Consider the following 15,258-nt stretch of genomic DNA (forward strand, 5'->3'; position numbering starts at 1 on the left):
TTTATTTGTTATTTTTTCTTGGCCGTTATCATAGCAGTTCATGCCGCGAGCGGCAATCCTGACGCCTGCCGTGCCGGCCCGCGCGACGCGGCCGCGCGCATGCCTGCTGTATAATCGCCCACCCCGGCGCGCCGGCCTTAACCAATGAATGTTCTATGACGATAGCAATTTCGCGCCCACGGAGCATGCGCTGATGGGCAGCATCCAGGTCAGCCAGCTCGGCAAAGCATACAAGCAATATCCAACCCGCTGGTCGCGCCTGCTCGAATGGGCGCTGCCCTTCCTCGGCCAGCGCCACCGCCTCAAGTGGGTATTGCGCGACATTAATTTCAGCATCGCCCAGGGCGAGGCGGTCGGCATCATCGGCGTCAACGGCGCCGGCAAAAGCACCCTGCTCAAGATGATCACCGGCACCGCCCAGCCGACCACCGGCGCGGTGCACCTGAGCGGCCGCGTGGCCGCCCTGCTGGAACTGGGCATGGGTTTCCATCCCGATTTCACCGGGCGCCAGAACGCCCTGATGGCCGGCCAGCTGATCGGCATGAGCGTCGAGGAGATCGAGCTGCTGATGCCCGAGATCGAAGCCTTCGCCGACATCGGCGACTACATCGACCAGCCGGTACGCGTCTATTCGAGCGGCATGCAGGTGCGCCTGGCGTTCGCCGTGGCCACCGCCGTGCGGCCCGGCATCCTGATCATCGATGAAGCGCTGGCCGTGGGCGACGTGTTCTTCCAGCAAAAGTGCTTCGAGCGCATCCGCGAGTATTGCCACGCCGGCAGCACCTTGCTGTTCGTCTCGCACGCCATGGGCGCCGTGTATTCGCTGTGCAACCGCGCGATCCTGATCAGCGAAGGCCAGGTCGCGCTCGACAGCAGCCCGCGCGAAGTGATCGACCTGTACAACGCCCACGTGCTCAACCAGCGCGACGGCAAGCCGCCCGCCCCGCCGCCCGCCGCCCTGACCGCCGCCGTGCCGGCCGCAAGCGCCGCTGAAACGCCACCCACCGTGCATGCCGAGACGGCAGCCCCGGCCCCTGCCCCGCTGCCGGCCGCCGCCATCGGCTCCTTCGAGCGCGGCGGCGCCCTGATCCGCGCCATCGGCCTGTATGCCGACGAGCGTCCGGTGGCCACCGTCATCAGCGACCGCGTCGCCACGGTGCGGGTCGAGGTGCTGTTCAGCGCCGCGTTCGCCGACCCGCACATCGGCTTTCAGATCCGCAATGCGCGCGGCGAAGCCGTGTTCATGACCAATACCTACTGCATGCGCCGCCCGATCGGCGCGGTGGCCGCCGGCGAAGCCGTGGCCGCCGAATTTTCCTTCAAGGCGGCGCTCGCGCCCGGCGAATACACCATCACCGCCGGGGTGGCCGAGGGCGGCGCCGGCGACGGCGATTTCCGCCAGACCCTGGCGCGCGTGCAGGACGCCAGCGCCTTCAGCGTACTGCGCAACCTGGACGCGATTATCTGGAGCGGGGTGGTCAATCTGGACCCGGTCCTGGAGCTGCAGCGCATGGCCGATCCGGTGTGAAATCCTCGCGTGTTGTCGGCCTCTTCCGCCTTCACGTTATAATCGCCGATTCAAATGCCGCCTGGCGGCATCAGGCGCCGTGCGTGCAACATTGCGACAGGCGCATCCTGTCAACACGGTTCCTTGCCTCATGAATTTACTAATTACCACATCGCAATCGTTCTTATTGCTCAATACCACCAGCGGCCACGCGCATGTGCTCGACCGCGGTCACGGGCTGTACTACGGCATCGCCCATAACGACAAGCATCTGTTCGTCGCCGCCCGCAACCGGCTGGTATCGTCCGACGTGCCGCCGTCCGAAGAGCGCGGCGACGTGCTCGTGTTCGACCGCTCGCTCGCGCTGTGCGAGCGCCTGCAAGCGCCCTTCCCCCTGCGCGACCTGCACGAGATCGCCTGGCACGACGGCAAGCTGTGGCTCACCAGTTCCTACGACAATATGATCGCCATCTGGGATGGCCAGTCGTGGGAACGCTGGTATCCGTTCGGCGCCCAGGATGGCGGCGACGTCAACCACTTCAATTCCTTCATGTTCGACCAGGGCCTGGTCTGGATCCTGGGGCACAACCGCGGCCCGAGCGAGCTGTTCGGCTTTTCGCTGGCAAGCCGCGAACTGGTGCAGACCGTGGCCATGGGCAATTGCGGCCACAATATCTGGCGCGAAAATGGCGAACTGTTTTCCTGTTCCTCGGCCGAAAGCCGCCTGCTGAGCGATTCCGGCTTCGTGCTCGATACCGGCGGTTTTCCGCGCGGCGTGGCGTTCGATGCCAGCACCCGCTGCGTCGGCATTTCCGCCCTTACCGAACGCAAGTCGCGCGACTTCACCTCCGGCAAGCTGATGGTGTTCGAGCGCGACTGGACGCTGCGGCACGAGATCGACATGGCCGGCGAAGGCCTGATCCTCGACCTGTGCCGCCTGCCGACCGGCTTCGCGCTCGGCCACGGCGCCGCCGCGCCCTCGCTATGGGCCAGCATCACGCGCGCCCACAAGCGCGTCACGCGCCCGGAACAGGTGTTCGCACTGATGGAAACCTGCCGCGCCTGATGCTGCCGACAGCGCCGCCCAAGCCCGGCCAGGCCCGGATCCACGCCTGCAGCGGGAGCTCGACGCGGTGGTAGCACACATGGGACAGCGCGAAGGTGGCCCCCAGGAAGCCGAGCAGCAGCCATGGCGAGCGCCACGGGATAGCGCACCCGAGCGCCCCGCACACCAGCGCAATGGCCAGTTGCAGCGGAAAATGCAGCAGGTAGCTGGCATAGGTCAGATTGCCCAGCCGTGAGAACAGCGTTTGCGCACCAACGTGGGCCGGGCGCACGTACTGCAGCATCAGGTACACCAGGGCCGGCACGATGCCGAACAGCGCGTGCTCGGGCTTGATGGCGGCCGCCGCCGTGCCCCCCGCCAGCCCCACCAGCGCCACGGCAAGCAGCGCGCCCAGGCCATGGCGCGCCACGGCGCTCCAGGCGGCGCTGTGCCGGTCGAGCAGCGCCAGCACCCCGCCCAGATAAAAAAACAGCAGGCATTCGATCAGCGGCAGATCGCTGGAATAGCGCGCCAGTGCCAGCACCGCCAGCGCGCCCACGGTGGCACGCGCGCCCACGCCGGCCAGGTGGCTGAAGCCGAAGAAAAACAGGTAAGCGATCACTTCCAGCGACACGCTCCAGATCGGCGCATTGAAGGAAAAGCCCGTCAACGGAAAGAACCAGTGGCTCGCCATGCCCAGCTGCAAGAAGAAGCTCGACAGGCTGTTATCGCGGTAGACGAAATACCAGGAGTGAGTGCTCGCATGCAGCACTTGCCCAGCCGCCACCAGCAGCAGGGAAATCAGGTGCAGCGGATACAGGCGCGAAAAGCGCAGCAGGAAAAAGCGCCCGCCGTCGACCGTCTTGTCGGCCAGCGCCTGCCCGTATTTCCAGAAAAAGATGAATCCCGAAATGCACCAGAATACTTGCACTCCGTACAAGCCATAGCGGTAGAACAGGGAAAGCAGGCCGAACAGCGGCTGGGCTTCGGTATGGAAATCGCGCGCCTGGTTGGCCACGAAGGAAAAATGCTGGTAATGCCACAGCAGCACCGCCAGCGCGCTGGCGAAGCGCAACAGGTCGATGCCGGCCAGCTTGCCGCTGGCGGCGCCGGGGTCGGCACGCTGGACGTGGGAATTTTGCATTTGGGGAAGTGACGTTTGGAAAATGCAATATTATAACTGCTGAGTTCGCCTACTGCCAGATCGTCCCGGCTGCCGCTGCGCATGCCTTTCCCATCGATTGACGCAGGGCCGCATGGTATAATCCCGAGCCTTTTGACGCCACGGTAACAGCGGCGACAGGGATCCCGCGGCAGTCCGGCTGGCGCCCGCGCAAGCCGTGGCGGCCGCGGGCAGCTGAACCGGTGGCCCCTCCGCGACCCTACATTTCCCATATGAAAATCGACACGATCCAACCCCTGACCCTGCTGTTAGCCGCCAGTGCGCGAGCCACGCCCACCCGCACCTGCGCGCCGTTCGTCCGCGCCGCGCGCGCATGATCTCGCTGTCGATGTTCAGCGGCGTATGGCGCTACCGCGGCTTCGTGCTCGGCAGCGTCAAGCGCGAATTCCAGTCCAAGTACCGCAATTCCCTGTTCGGCGCCGTCTGGACCGTCCTCAATCCGCTGGCGATGGTGATCGTCTACACCGTCATTTTTTCGGAAGTGATGGGCAGCCGCCTGCAAGGGGTCGATTCGACCTTCGCCTACAGCATCTACCTGTGCGCGGGCGCGCTGACCTGGGGCCTGTTTGCCGAAATCACCACGCGCGGCCAGACCGTGTTCCTGGAAAACGCCAACCTGATCAAGAAGCTGCAATTCCCCCGCATCTGCCTGCCGATCATCGTGGTGCTCAATGCAGGCATCAACTTCGCCATCATCTTCGGCCTGTTCACCGCCTTCATGGTCATCTCGGGCACCTTCCCCGGCTGGATTTACTTCGCGCTGTATCCGGTGCTGCTGCTGCAGATCCTGTTCTCGATCGGGCTGGGCATGGTGCTCGGCGTGCTCAACGTCTTCTTCCGCGACGTCGGCCAGTTCTTCACCATCCTGCTGCAATTCTGGTTCTGGTTTACGCCCATCGTCTACCCGGTCAGCGCGCTGCCGCCGGCGGTGCGCGAGCTGCTCGTGTTTAACCCGATGGCCGGCGTGATCGGCGCCTACCAGACCATCCTGGTCAAGGGCCAGATGCCCGACTGGGCCAGCCTGCTGCCGATCGCGGTGCTCACCGTGCTGTGCTGCGTCATGGGTTTACTGCTGTTCCGCAAGCGCGCCGGTGAAATGGTGGATGAACTCTGATGGGCAGTATCGTTGTCAGCAACCTGGGCAAGGCCTACAAGCAGTATGACAACCGCTGGGGGCGCCTGTGGGAATGGGTGCTGCCCTTCCTTGGCGCGCGCCACCGCCTCAAGTGGGTGATCCAGGATGTCAGCTTCCAGCTCGCGCCCGGCGAAGCGGTCGGCATCATCGGCATCAACGGCGCCGGCAAGAGCACCCTGCTCAAGCTGATCACCGGCACCGCCCAGCCGACCACCGGCAGCGTGCGCATCACCGGCCGCGTGGCCGCGCTGCTGGAACTGGGCATGGGCTTCCATCCCGACTTCAGCGGGCGCCAGAACGCCTTCATGGCCGGCCAGCTGATTGGCCTGACGGTCGATGAAATCGGCGAGCTGATGCCGCAGATCGAAGCGTTCGCCGACATCGGCGACTACATCGACCAGCCGGTGCGGGTCTACTCGTCCGGCATGCAGATGCGCCTGGCCTTCAGCGTGGCCACCGTCAAGCGCCCCGACGTGCTGATCGTCGACGAAGCGCTGTCGGTGGGCGACGCCTACTTCCAGCACAAGAGCTTCGAGCGCATCCGCCAGTTCCAGAAACTGGGCACCACCTTGCTCATCGTCAGCCACGACCGCGCCGCGATCCAGTCGATCTGCGAACGCGCGCTGCTGCTCGACGGCGGGCGCCTGGCTTCCCAGGGCAGTCCGGAACAGGTCATGGATTACTACAACGCGCTGATCGCCTCGCGCGACGGCGCCGGCGTCGAGCAGGTGGTCACCGAGGCCGGGCGCACCCGCACCAGTTCCGGCAGCGGCGAAGCGACGGTGAGCGCGATCACCCTCGAAGACGAGGCCGGACGCGCGCTCGAAACGGCCAACGTGGGCGCCGCCGTCACCTTGCGCATCCGCGTGCGCGTGCATGCGCCGCTTGAGCGCCTGGTACTCGGCTACATGATCAAGGACCGCCTCGGCCAGCAGATGTACGGCACCAATACCCACCACATGGACATGGCGCTGCACGACGTGGCCGCCGGCGAAGAAATCGACTTCCGCTTCCGCTTTCCGCTCAACCTGGGCGAAGGCAGCTACTCGCTCACCACCGCGCTGACCAGCACCGAAACCCATTTGGGCGACAACTACGAATGGCGCGACCTGGCCTTCCTCTTCATTGTCATGAACATGAACCGCAAACAATTCGTCGGCACCAGCTGGCTCGAACCGCAAGTGGAGATCCTGCGATGAGCGACAATTTTTACCGCGCCTTTGAAGACCGCTACCGCGGCGCGCGGCCCCTGATCAAGGCGCGCCTGATGGCCTACCAGCCCTTCTTCGCGCCGCTGGCCGCGCTGTATCCGGGCGGCGCGGTGCTCGACCTGGGCTGCGGACGCGGCGAATGGCTCGAACTGCTGACCGAGCATGGCTTCGCGCCGCGCGGCGTCGACCTCGACCAGGGCATGCTGGCGGCCTGCCGCGAACGCGGCCTGCACGCCGAACTGACCGATGCCCTGTCGGCCCTGCGCGCCTGTGGCGACGCCAGCGTGGCCATGGTGTCGGCCTTCCACCTGGTCGAGCACATTCCGTTCGACCAGGTCCAGCTCTTGATCGCCGAAGCGCTGCGCGTGCTGCTGCCGGGCGGCCTCTTGATCATGGAAACGCCGAATCCGGAAAACCTGGTGGTGGGCGCCTCCAGCTTCTACATGGATCCCTCGCACCTGAAGCCCATCCCGGCGCCGCTGCTCGAATTCGTGACCGGCTTTGCCGGCTTCCCGCGCCACAAGGTGCTGCGCCTGCAAGAAGCGGCGCAGCTGCACACCGACGCCCCGATTGGCCTGATCAACGTGCTCGATGGCGTCAGCCCCGATTACGCGGTGCTCGGCCAGAAGGATGCTCCGCCCGAGGCGCTGGCCGCGTTTGCCGCGCCCTTCGCCGCCAAGTTCGGCATCGGCCTGTCCGACCTGGCGCTGCGCTTCGAAGAGCAGGATAACCAGCGCCGCAACGAACTGCACGCCGGCATCGCGCGCGCCGAACATACGATACAGCGCGTCGAGCACGCGCTGCAGGACGGCCTGGTCTCGCTCGGCGAAGCGCACCAGGGCGTGGCGCGGGTGGCGGCCGGCGTCGAGCAGCACCGCCTGCGGCTGGAGATGGCCGAACCGATCCTGCAGCGGGTCGGCCCGCATGCCGACCGCCTGGCCGAGCTGCAAGGCCAGATGGTGCAGCAGGTCCAGCTGGCGCTGCAAGCCCAGACCCAGTTCCAGGCCCAGATCGGGCACATCCAGGGCCAGCTCCAGGGCCAGCTCGACGCCCTCGGACATCGCACCGGCGTGGCCGAAGCGCGCGCCCAGCAAGCCGACGCCCACGTGGCGGCCCTGCTGGCGAGCAGCTCCTGGCGCGTGACGGCGCCGCTGCGCGCACTGGCCGGCACCACTTACCGCCTGCGCAGCGCGGCGCGCGAGGGACGCCTTGCGAGCGGCGTGAAACGGCGCCTGAGCGGGCCGCTCCTGACCTTCATGCGCGCCATGCTGCGCCGTCCGCGCATCAAGCGGGTGGCGCTGACGGTGCTGCGGCGCTTCCCCGGCCTGCACGCGCGCCTGTACGGCGTCCTGCGGCGCGGCAATGCTCCGCCGCCGCCGCCGGCCGCCGCCGCGCCCACCCCGAGCGCCAGCGCGGCCGACCTGTCGCCGCGCGAGCAGCGCATGTACCACGAACTCAAACAAGCCATGGAAGCAAGGAACAAGTGATGCGGATTGTGATCGACCTGCAGGGCGCCCAGTCGGAGAGCCGTTTTCGCGGCATCGGCCGTTATTCCCTGGCCCTGGCGCTGGGCGTGGCGCGCAACGCCGGCGAGCATGAAGTCTGGCTGGTCCTGAACGGCGCGCTGGGCGGCGCCATCGCCGAACTGCGGCGCGCCTTCGCCGGCCTGGTGCCGGCCGAACGCATCCGGGTGTTCGACATCGTCGGCCCGGTCGCCGAAATCGAGGAAGGCAACAGCGCGCGCTGCCGCGCCGCGGAACTGATGCGCGAGTATTTCATCGCCCAGCTGCGCCCGGACGCGGTGCTGGTCACCAGCCTGTTCGAGGGCTTCGTCGACGACGCCGTGGTCTCGGTCGGCGCCTTCGACGGCGCCGCGCGCACGGCGGTGGTGCTGTACGACCTGATCCCCTTCCTCAATCCGGCCGCCTACCTCGGCAGCCAGACCCAGCGCACCTACTACGACCGCAAGATCGCTTCGCTGCGCAGCGCCGGCCTGCTGCTGTCGATCTCGGACTACTCGCGCCAGGAAGCGATCGACGCGCTTGGCCTGGCGCCCGAGTCGGTCACCGCCATCTCCACCGCGGTCGACGACAGCTTCCGCCCGTCCGACAGCACGCCCGAACAACTGGCCGAACTGAGGGCGCGCTTCGGCATCACGCGCCAGATGCTGATGTACGCGCCGGGCGGCTTCGACGCGCGCAAGAACATCGATGGCCTGATCACCGCCTACTGCCTGCTGCCGCCGGCGCTGCGCGACGCCCACCAGCTGCTCATCGCCAGCAAGATGGGCGAGCGCGAACGCGCCGACCTGGTGGCCCACGCGGCCAAGCGCGGCTTGGAGAAGGACCAGCTGATCCTGACCGGCTACGTCAGCGACGCCGACCTGATTCGCCTGTACCAGGCTGCCGCCCTGTTCATCTTCCCCTCGCGCCACGAAGGCTTCGGCCTGCCGGCGCTCGAAGCGATGGCTTGCGGCGCGCTGGTCATCGGCGCCAACAACACCAGCATCCCCGAAGTGGTGGGCTGCGCGGAAGCGCTGTTCGACGCCGACCGGCCGCAATCGATCGCCGAAAAAATCACCCAGGTGCTGCAAGACCCGGCCATGCAGGAACGCCTGCGCGTGCACGGGCGCGCCCAGGCCGCGCGCTTTTCGTGGGACGCGAGCGCCACCAAGGCCCTGCGCGCGCTGGAAGCGCGGTTCGGCAACGTGCCCGCGCCGGTGGCGGCCCTGCCGGCCAAACGTCTGCGCCTGGCGTTCGTCTCGCCGCTGCCGCCCGAGCGCACCGGCATCGCCGACTACGCGGCGCAGGTGCTGCCGGCCATGATGGAACACTACGACATCGAATTGATCGTCCAGCAGGACAAGGTGGTGCTGCCGCCGTCCCTGGCCGCCCTGCCCCGCCGCAGCGCCGCCTGGTTCGACCAGAACGCCGGCCAGTTCGACCGCATCCTGTACCAGTTCGGCAACAGCCCCTTCCACAGCCATATGTTCGGGCTGCTGGCGCGCCATCCGGGCGTGGTGGTGCTGCACGATTTTTTCATCAGCAGCGTGCTGGCCTACGAACAGATGGCCGGCGCGATTCCCAACGGCTGGACCGATGCCCTCTACGAAGGCCATGGCATGGCCGCGCTGCTGGCCGGGCTGGACCCGGCGCGCGCGCTCGACGCCCGCAACCTGTATCCGTGCAACCTGGCCGTGCTGCGCCAGGCGCGCCGCGTGGTGGTGCATTCGCAGCATGCGCGCGAGCTGGCGCGCCAGTGGTACGGAGCGCTGGCCGCGGGCGACTGGAGCGTGGTGCCGCTGCCGCGCGCCCTGCCGCAGGCACAGGACCGCGCTGCCGCCCGGCGCGCGCTGGGCATCGCCGACGATGTCTTTTTGGTGTGCAGCTTCGGCTTCGTGGCGCATACCAAGCATAGCCAGGAATTGCTCGACGCCTGGATCAGCTCCACCCTGCACGCCAATCCACGCTGCGAACTGGTGCTGGTCGGCGCCAACGATGGCGGCGACTATGGCGTGGCGATCAACGCCACCCTGGCTGGCGCCGGCGGCAAGCGCATGCGCATCGCCGGCTGGACCGACGAAGCGGTGTACCACCAATACCTGCAGGCGGCCGACGTCGGCGTGCAGCTGCGCTGCCAGTCGCGCGGCGAAACCTCGGCCGCGGTGCTCGACTGCCTGAACTACGCTCTGGCGACCATCGTCAACGCCAACGGTTCGATGGCCGAACTGGCGCCGGATGCGGTGTGGGGCTTGCCCGACCAGTTCAGCATGGCGCAGCTGCGCGAAGCGCTGGAAGGCTTGCATGCCGATCCGGCCCGCCGCAGCGCGCTGGGCGAGCGCGCGCGCACCCTGCTGCATACCCTGCACAGCCCCGCCCACAGCGCGCGCCTGTATGCCGAAGCGCTGGAACAGACCTACGCGCCGGCAGCCGGCGCACGCGGCGCCCTGCTGGCGGCGCTGGCCGCGCAGCCTGCGCTGCATGCCGACGACGCGCTGGTGCGCCGCAGCGCCCAGTGCCTGGCCGTCATGCCGGAAGCGCTGGCGCCGCGCCAGCTGCTGGTCGACGTCACCTCGATCGCGCGCCACGATCTCAAGACCGGGATCGAACGGGTAGTGCGCATGCAGCTGATCGAACTGCTGGCGCGGGTCGAACCGGGCCTGCGCATCGAGCCGGTGTACCTGGCCGACCAGGATGGGCGCTGCGAATACCGCTACGCGCGCGACTATGCGCGGCGCCTGTTCGGCATCGATTGCCCGCTGCCGCCCGACCAGCCGGTCGAAGTGCAGGCCGGCGACCGCTTCTACAGCGCCGACTACGCGCCGGGCGCCATCATGGCCGCCGCGCGCAAGGGCGTGTACGCGCACTGGCGCGCGCGCGGGGTCGAAGTCAATTTCCTGATCCACGACCTGCTGCCGGTGCTGCGTCCCGAATTCTTCCCCGAAGGCGCGCAGCATGGCCACGCCGCCTGGCTGGCCTGCATCGCCGGCCAGGCCGACCGCCTGGTGTGCATTTCGGACGCCGTGCGCAATGAACTGCAAGCCTGGCTGGAGCACACCCGGCCCGAGATCCACGGCCAGGTCAAGCTGGCGGTACTGCACCACGGCGCCGATATCGGCGGCCCGCAAGCCGTCCCCGCCGCGCGCGTGGCGGCCAAGGGCGCCAGCGCCACCTTCCTGATGGTCGGCACCATCGAGCCGCGCAAGGGCCACCTGCAAGCGCTCGACGCCTTCGAGCAGCTGTGGCGCGAGGGCGTGGACGTGAAACTGGTGATCGTCGGCGCCGAGGGCTGGACCCCGCTGCCCGATGGCGCGCGGCGCACCATTCCGCGCATCGTCGAACGCCTGCGCGGCCATCCGCAACTGGGGCAGCGCCTGGAATGGCTCAAGGGGATCGGCGACGCCGAACTGCTCGAGCTGTACCAGACCAGCTCCTGCCTGCTGGTGCCGAGCGAAGGCGAAGGCTTCGGCCTGCCGCTGATCGAGGCGGCGCGCTACGGCCTGCCGGTACTGGCGCGCGACATTCCGGTGTTCCGCGAAGTGGCGCGCGAGCACGCGGCGTACTTCAGCGGGATGGAAGCGGCCGACCTGGCGGCGGCGCTGCGCGAGTGGCTGGAACAGCACGGCGCGGGCACGGCCCCGGCATCCGCCGGCATGCCGTGGATTACCTGGCGCGAAAACGCCACCCAGCTGCTCGACGTGCTGGCCGGACGGCGCGAGGAAGCGCGCTGGCCGGCCGCCTGAGGCCGGGTCAGGGCAGCGCTTTGACCGCCAGCGGCGGCGCGCCCGGCGCCACCGGCAGCATGCGCTCGGTAACGTAGCGCAGCATGTCGGTGTAGACGGCGTTGCCGTCGTGGTAGAGCAGCAGAATATCGGTCTGGTCCGGATTGCGGTACATATACGTGCGCAGCGCGGTCAGCTGCGCCGGCGAGAGCAGGTCGATATTATTGGTCGCGAAGTGCTCCACTTCGCGGTAGTAGCGCGCATACCATGGCGAGACCTTCGAGCCGAAGGAATCGGAAATGATCAGCAGGCGGCGCGCCTGCGCCTTCGGATTGCCGAAGCGGCTGACGTCGCGCAGCACCTTGCCCGCCTCCACCTCCGGAAAACAGGTCTCGCCGAAGCAGCCCGTCACCTGCGATGCCGCCAGGTCCGGCTCGACGATCTCGCTCTCCAGGCTGACCCCGTCGAACAGGTGCGACACGTCCGAATGGTGCATGTACTTCTTGGTTTGCAGCGGCGGCGCCTGGTCGAGCGGACGATGCCAGAACGTGGCCAGGCTCAGGCGCACCACCTGGTCCAGCCCCTCCCCGGTCCAGTGGAACCAGGTCTTGGGGAACAGGGTCGCGCCCTGTTTGATCTCGCGCATCTGCGCCAGCGGATACAGCATCGCCGCGCTGGAAGCCGGCGCCAGCGCGCGCGAGGCGAGCATGGCGGCGACACCGGTATCGGTGCCCATGCAGCGCGGCGCCAGCCAGCGCGGCAAGTCTTCCGGATGCACCACCGGCGCCGACGGCACCAGCAAGAGCCTGGGCGCCAGCCCGGCCGCGCGGTAGGTATCGAACATGCGGTTAATGTAGGGCACGATGGCGGGGTCGGGCAGCACGCCGCTGCAGGTGCTGAGCACCGCCTGGAACGGCCGGTCGGTGGTGCTGTGGGCGGTGAGGAAGTAGCGCCCGTGGCGCCCGCTCGTCACCTGCACCGACGGGAATTCGCGGAACACCTTGAAGCGCAGGCGGTTGTTCATCTTGACCAGCTCGCTGCGGTAGCCGAAATGGTCGTTGATCCAGGCCGTGACCTTGGGCGGCGCTTCGCCCAGCGCGTGCAAGGAGGCCGGGCGCGGCGGCAGTTGCGCCAGGTTCGGGTCGTTCGGCTTGGTGCGGGCGTCGATCACCGAGACCACGCCGGGCACCGCCAGCACGGCCACCACGGCCAGCTGCATGGCGCGCCGGCCCAGCGCCCTGAGAATAGTCTTGCTCATGTCAGAAGCGGAAATAGATAAAGGGGTTGTAGGTGCCGGCCGCGAGGCTGGCGATGCACAGCAGCGACAGGGCCGTGGTCCAGGCCAGGTGGCCGCCGTGCACCAGCACGGCCGGCATGCGCACGGCCGGCGCGCGCATGCGCCAGCAGGCGAGCACGATGCCCACCACCAGCGCCGTCAGCGAACTGGCTTGCACATCCAGGCGCCAGGGATGCAGCAGCGCCGGGTCGCCGTGGATGCCGGCCATGCTGCCCAGGTACTTGAGCGCGTACGGCACGTTTTCGGCGCGGAAAAACACCCAGCCGATCATCACGCACAGCAGGGTCCAGGCCTGGGCCAGGGATGCGGGCAGGCGCGCCAGCAGCTTCGCGCCACCCAGGCGTTCGAGCACCAGCAGCGCGCCGTGCCACAAGCCCCAGATCACGAAGGTCCAGGCCGCGCCATGCCACAGGCCGCACAGGAAGAATACCAGCGCCAGGTTGAAGTAAGTGCGCAGGGGCGAAGCGCGGTTGCCGCCCAGGGGAATGTACAGGTAGTCGCGGAACCAGCTCGACAGGCTGATGTGCCAGCGGCGCCAGAAGTCGGTGATCGAGGTGGCCGAATACGGGCGGTTGAAGTTGGGCGGATAGGTAAAGCCGAGCATGTGGCCGATCCCGATCGCCATGCTCGAGTAGCCGGCGAAATCGAACAGGATCTGGATCGAATAGCAGGCCACGCCCATCCAGGCGCTGGCGGCGTCGAGCCGCGACGGATCGACCGCGAAAATGCGGTCGGCCGCCAGTGCCACGTTATTGGCGATCAAGACCTTCTGGGCCAGGCCGAGCACGAACAGGCGCAAACCCATCCAGATGCGCGCGTTGGACAGCGAACGGTGATCGACTTCGCCTGCGATCTGGCTGTAGCGCACGATCGGGCCGGCGATCAGTTGCGGGAACATGGCCTTGTACATGGCAAAGCGCAGGAAGCTGCTTTGCGCCGTGATATCGCGCCGGTACACATCGATCAGGTAAGAGATGCCCTGGAAGGTGAAGAAGGAAATCCCGAGCGGCAGCACGATGGCCGGCAGCGCCCCTTCGCGCAGGCCCAGGCCATTGAGGATGCCGGCGAAAAAGCCCAGGTATTTGTAATACCCCAGCATCGCCAGGTTGAGCACCACCCCCGTCACCAGCAGCGCCTTGCGGCGCGGGCCGGCGCGCGCGATCAGGTAGCCGACGCTGTAATTGAGGAAGGCCGACAGCAGCAGCAGCGGCACGAAGCGCGGCTCGCCCCAGGCATAGAACAGCAGGCTGCCGATCAGCAGGGTGGTGTTCTTCCAGGGGAGGAGGTAATACAGCAGCAGAAAGCCGGGGAGAAAATAAAAGAGGAAAACCGCTGAACTGAATACCATGGGTGTCTCGTCAGAAGAAAACAGCGGCGGCGGCCCGGGAGGGCGCGCCGCCGATCGGCAGTACGTTGTTGCTCATCACCGGCAACCGGCCGCGCCGGGCCCGCTGCCTTACTGCTTGGCCGCCAGCGGCGGCGGCAAGATCATCTGGGTACCATTGCGCAGCACGTCATACATGGCGCCGCCATCGTGATACAGGAACAGGATATCGGTATCGGCCGGGTTGCGATACAGATATTTCTTCATTTCTTCCGTCTGTTCCGGCGTCAGCTCGTGCGTGTGGTTTGTGCAGAAGTGTTCCACCTCGCCGTAGTAGCGCGCAAACCACGGCGACATTTTTTCGCCGAAGGAATCCGAGATGATCAGCAGGCGGCGCTTGGGCGCCTTCGGATTGTTGAAGCGGCTGACGTCGCCCAGGATGCGCGCAATGGCCGGCATCTCGGGGAAGCACTCGCCGCCGAAGCAAGCCTTGATGCCGGACGCGCCCAGGTCGGGCTCGACCACATCGCTTTCGAGCTTGATGCCGATGAACATATGCGACATGTCCGAGCCGCCCTTGTAGCGGCGCAGCTGCATGGGCGGCTGGTCGAGCGGGGTTTTCCAGAACTGGGTCAGGGTGATGCGCGCGACCTCGTCGAGGCCATCGCCGGCCCAGTGGAACCAGGTGTTGGGAAACAGCGACGCGCGCGTCTTGATCTCGCGCATTTCCTTGAGCGGATAGAAAATCGATGCGCGCGCTTGCGGCAGCAGCTCGGGCGAGGCCAGCACGCGCGCGGCGGCCGTGTTGGTGCTGGTGCACTCTTCCACCAGGTCGGACGGCACGTCTTCCGGGTACACCGCCGGGGCCGAGGCCACCACCAGCAGTTTCGGATCCATGCCCGCCGCGTGGAAGGTGGTAAACAGCTTGTTCAGGTAGGGAATGGTGGTGGCGTTGGCCTTGCCCTTGCCGCACACGGTCGTCATGGCCTGGTACGGCCCGACCGTCTTGGCATGCGCCGCCATGAAATAGCGCCCGTTCTGGCCGTAAGCCACCTGGATCGAGGGAAACTCATGGAACAGGTTGAAACGCAGCACGTTGTCGGCCACGATGAAGTGGGTACGGAAACCGAAATGGTCGCTCACCCAGGCCGTGACCTTGGGCGGCATTTCCAGCCACGCCTGCGGCGTATGCGGACGCACCGGCAGCGGCGTGAGGTTGGGATCGTTGGGCCTGCGGGTCGCCTTGATGGACATCAGCGCCGGCACCACCAGCATGAACACGATGCAGATCTTGGCCGAGTGCCGGCCGATGCGCGCAAAAACTGTCGAAGCCAT

General features: G+C 67.1%; 10 protein-coding genes. 6 read left to right on the top strand and 4 right to left on the bottom strand.

The window, feature by feature from the left end:
• Positions 1–148: 148 nt before the first annotated feature.
• Both PO883_RS13365 and PO883_RS13370 read left to right on the top strand, forming a co-directional pair.
• Positions 149–1,528 (top strand): ABC transporter ATP-binding protein, encoded by a 1,380-nt coding sequence (locus tag PO883_RS13365; protein WP_373890064.1) that lies wholly within the window; start codon positions 149–151, stop codon positions 1,526–1,528.
• Between the two features lie 130 nt (positions 1,529–1,658).
• Positions 1,659–2,573, top strand: a complete 915-nt coding sequence (locus PO883_RS13370) for a hypothetical protein (RefSeq protein ID WP_289310203.1) — start codon at positions 1,659–1,661, stop codon at positions 2,571–2,573.
• Here PO883_RS13370 and PO883_RS13375 read toward each other — a convergent pair.
• On the bottom strand, positions 2,524–3,696 hold the full coding sequence (locus PO883_RS13375) for an acyltransferase (RefSeq protein WP_289310204.1): 1,173 nt from the start codon (positions 3,694–3,696) through the stop codon (positions 2,524–2,526). The two genes, PO883_RS13370 and PO883_RS13375, sit on opposite strands and share 50 nt — an antisense overlap.
• A 352-nt stretch (positions 3,697–4,048) precedes the next feature.
• On the opposite strand from PO883_RS13375, the gene PO883_RS13380 reads away from it, so the two are divergent.
• Genes PO883_RS13380 through PO883_RS13395 form a run of 4 tightly spaced genes read left to right on the top strand, consistent with a single transcriptional unit; the run spans position 4,049 to position 11,323 of the window.
• Positions 4,049–4,849 (top strand): ABC transporter permease, encoded by an 801-nt coding sequence (locus tag PO883_RS13380; RefSeq protein ID WP_289310205.1) that lies wholly within the window; start codon positions 4,049–4,051, stop codon positions 4,847–4,849.
• Entirely contained in the window at positions 4,849–6,069 is a 1,221-nt protein-coding gene (locus PO883_RS13385) for an ABC transporter ATP-binding protein (protein WP_289310206.1), read from the top strand. Before PO883_RS13380 ends, PO883_RS13385 begins: the two co-directional genes overlap by 1 nt.
• Positions 6,066–7,568 carry a bifunctional 2-polyprenyl-6-hydroxyphenol methylase/3-demethylubiquinol 3-O-methyltransferase UbiG gene (locus tag PO883_RS13390; protein ID WP_289310207.1) on the top strand — a complete coding sequence of 501 codons (1,503 nt, stop codon included), beginning with the start codon at positions 6,066–6,068 and terminating at the stop codon, positions 7,566–7,568. The genes PO883_RS13385 and PO883_RS13390 overlap by 4 nt, the downstream gene beginning before the upstream one ends.
• On the top strand, positions 7,568–11,323 hold the full coding sequence (locus PO883_RS13395; protein ID WP_289310208.1) for a glycosyltransferase: 3,756 nt from the start codon (positions 7,568–7,570) through the stop codon (positions 11,321–11,323). The genes PO883_RS13390 and PO883_RS13395 overlap by 1 nt, the downstream gene beginning before the upstream one ends.
• 7 nt (positions 11,324–11,330) lie before the next feature.
• Here PO883_RS13395 and PO883_RS13400 read toward each other — a convergent pair whose 3' ends face one another.
• The 3 genes from PO883_RS13400 to PO883_RS13410 all read right to left on the bottom strand — a co-directional run bounded on the left by PO883_RS13400 (position 11,331) and on the right by PO883_RS13410 (position 15,258).
• Complete coding sequence (locus PO883_RS13400) at positions 11,331–12,560, bottom strand: hypothetical protein (RefSeq protein WP_289310209.1); 1,230 nt, start codon at positions 12,558–12,560, stop codon at positions 11,331–11,333.
• A gap of 1 nt (position 12,561) precedes the next feature.
• Positions 12,562–13,947 carry an MBOAT family protein gene (locus PO883_RS13405; RefSeq protein ID WP_289310210.1) on the bottom strand — a complete coding sequence of 462 codons (1,386 nt, stop codon included), beginning with the start codon at positions 13,945–13,947 and terminating at the stop codon, positions 12,562–12,564.
• Between the two features lie 108 nt (positions 13,948–14,055).
• Positions 14,056–15,258 carry a hypothetical protein gene (locus tag PO883_RS13410; protein ID WP_289310211.1) on the bottom strand — a complete coding sequence of 401 codons (1,203 nt, stop codon included), beginning with the start codon at positions 15,256–15,258 and terminating at the stop codon, positions 14,056–14,058.

The organism is Massilia sp. DJPM01 (assembly GCF_030348125.1).
Lineage (GTDB): Bacteria > Pseudomonadota > Gammaproteobacteria > Burkholderiales > Burkholderiaceae_D > Telluria_A > Telluria_A frigida.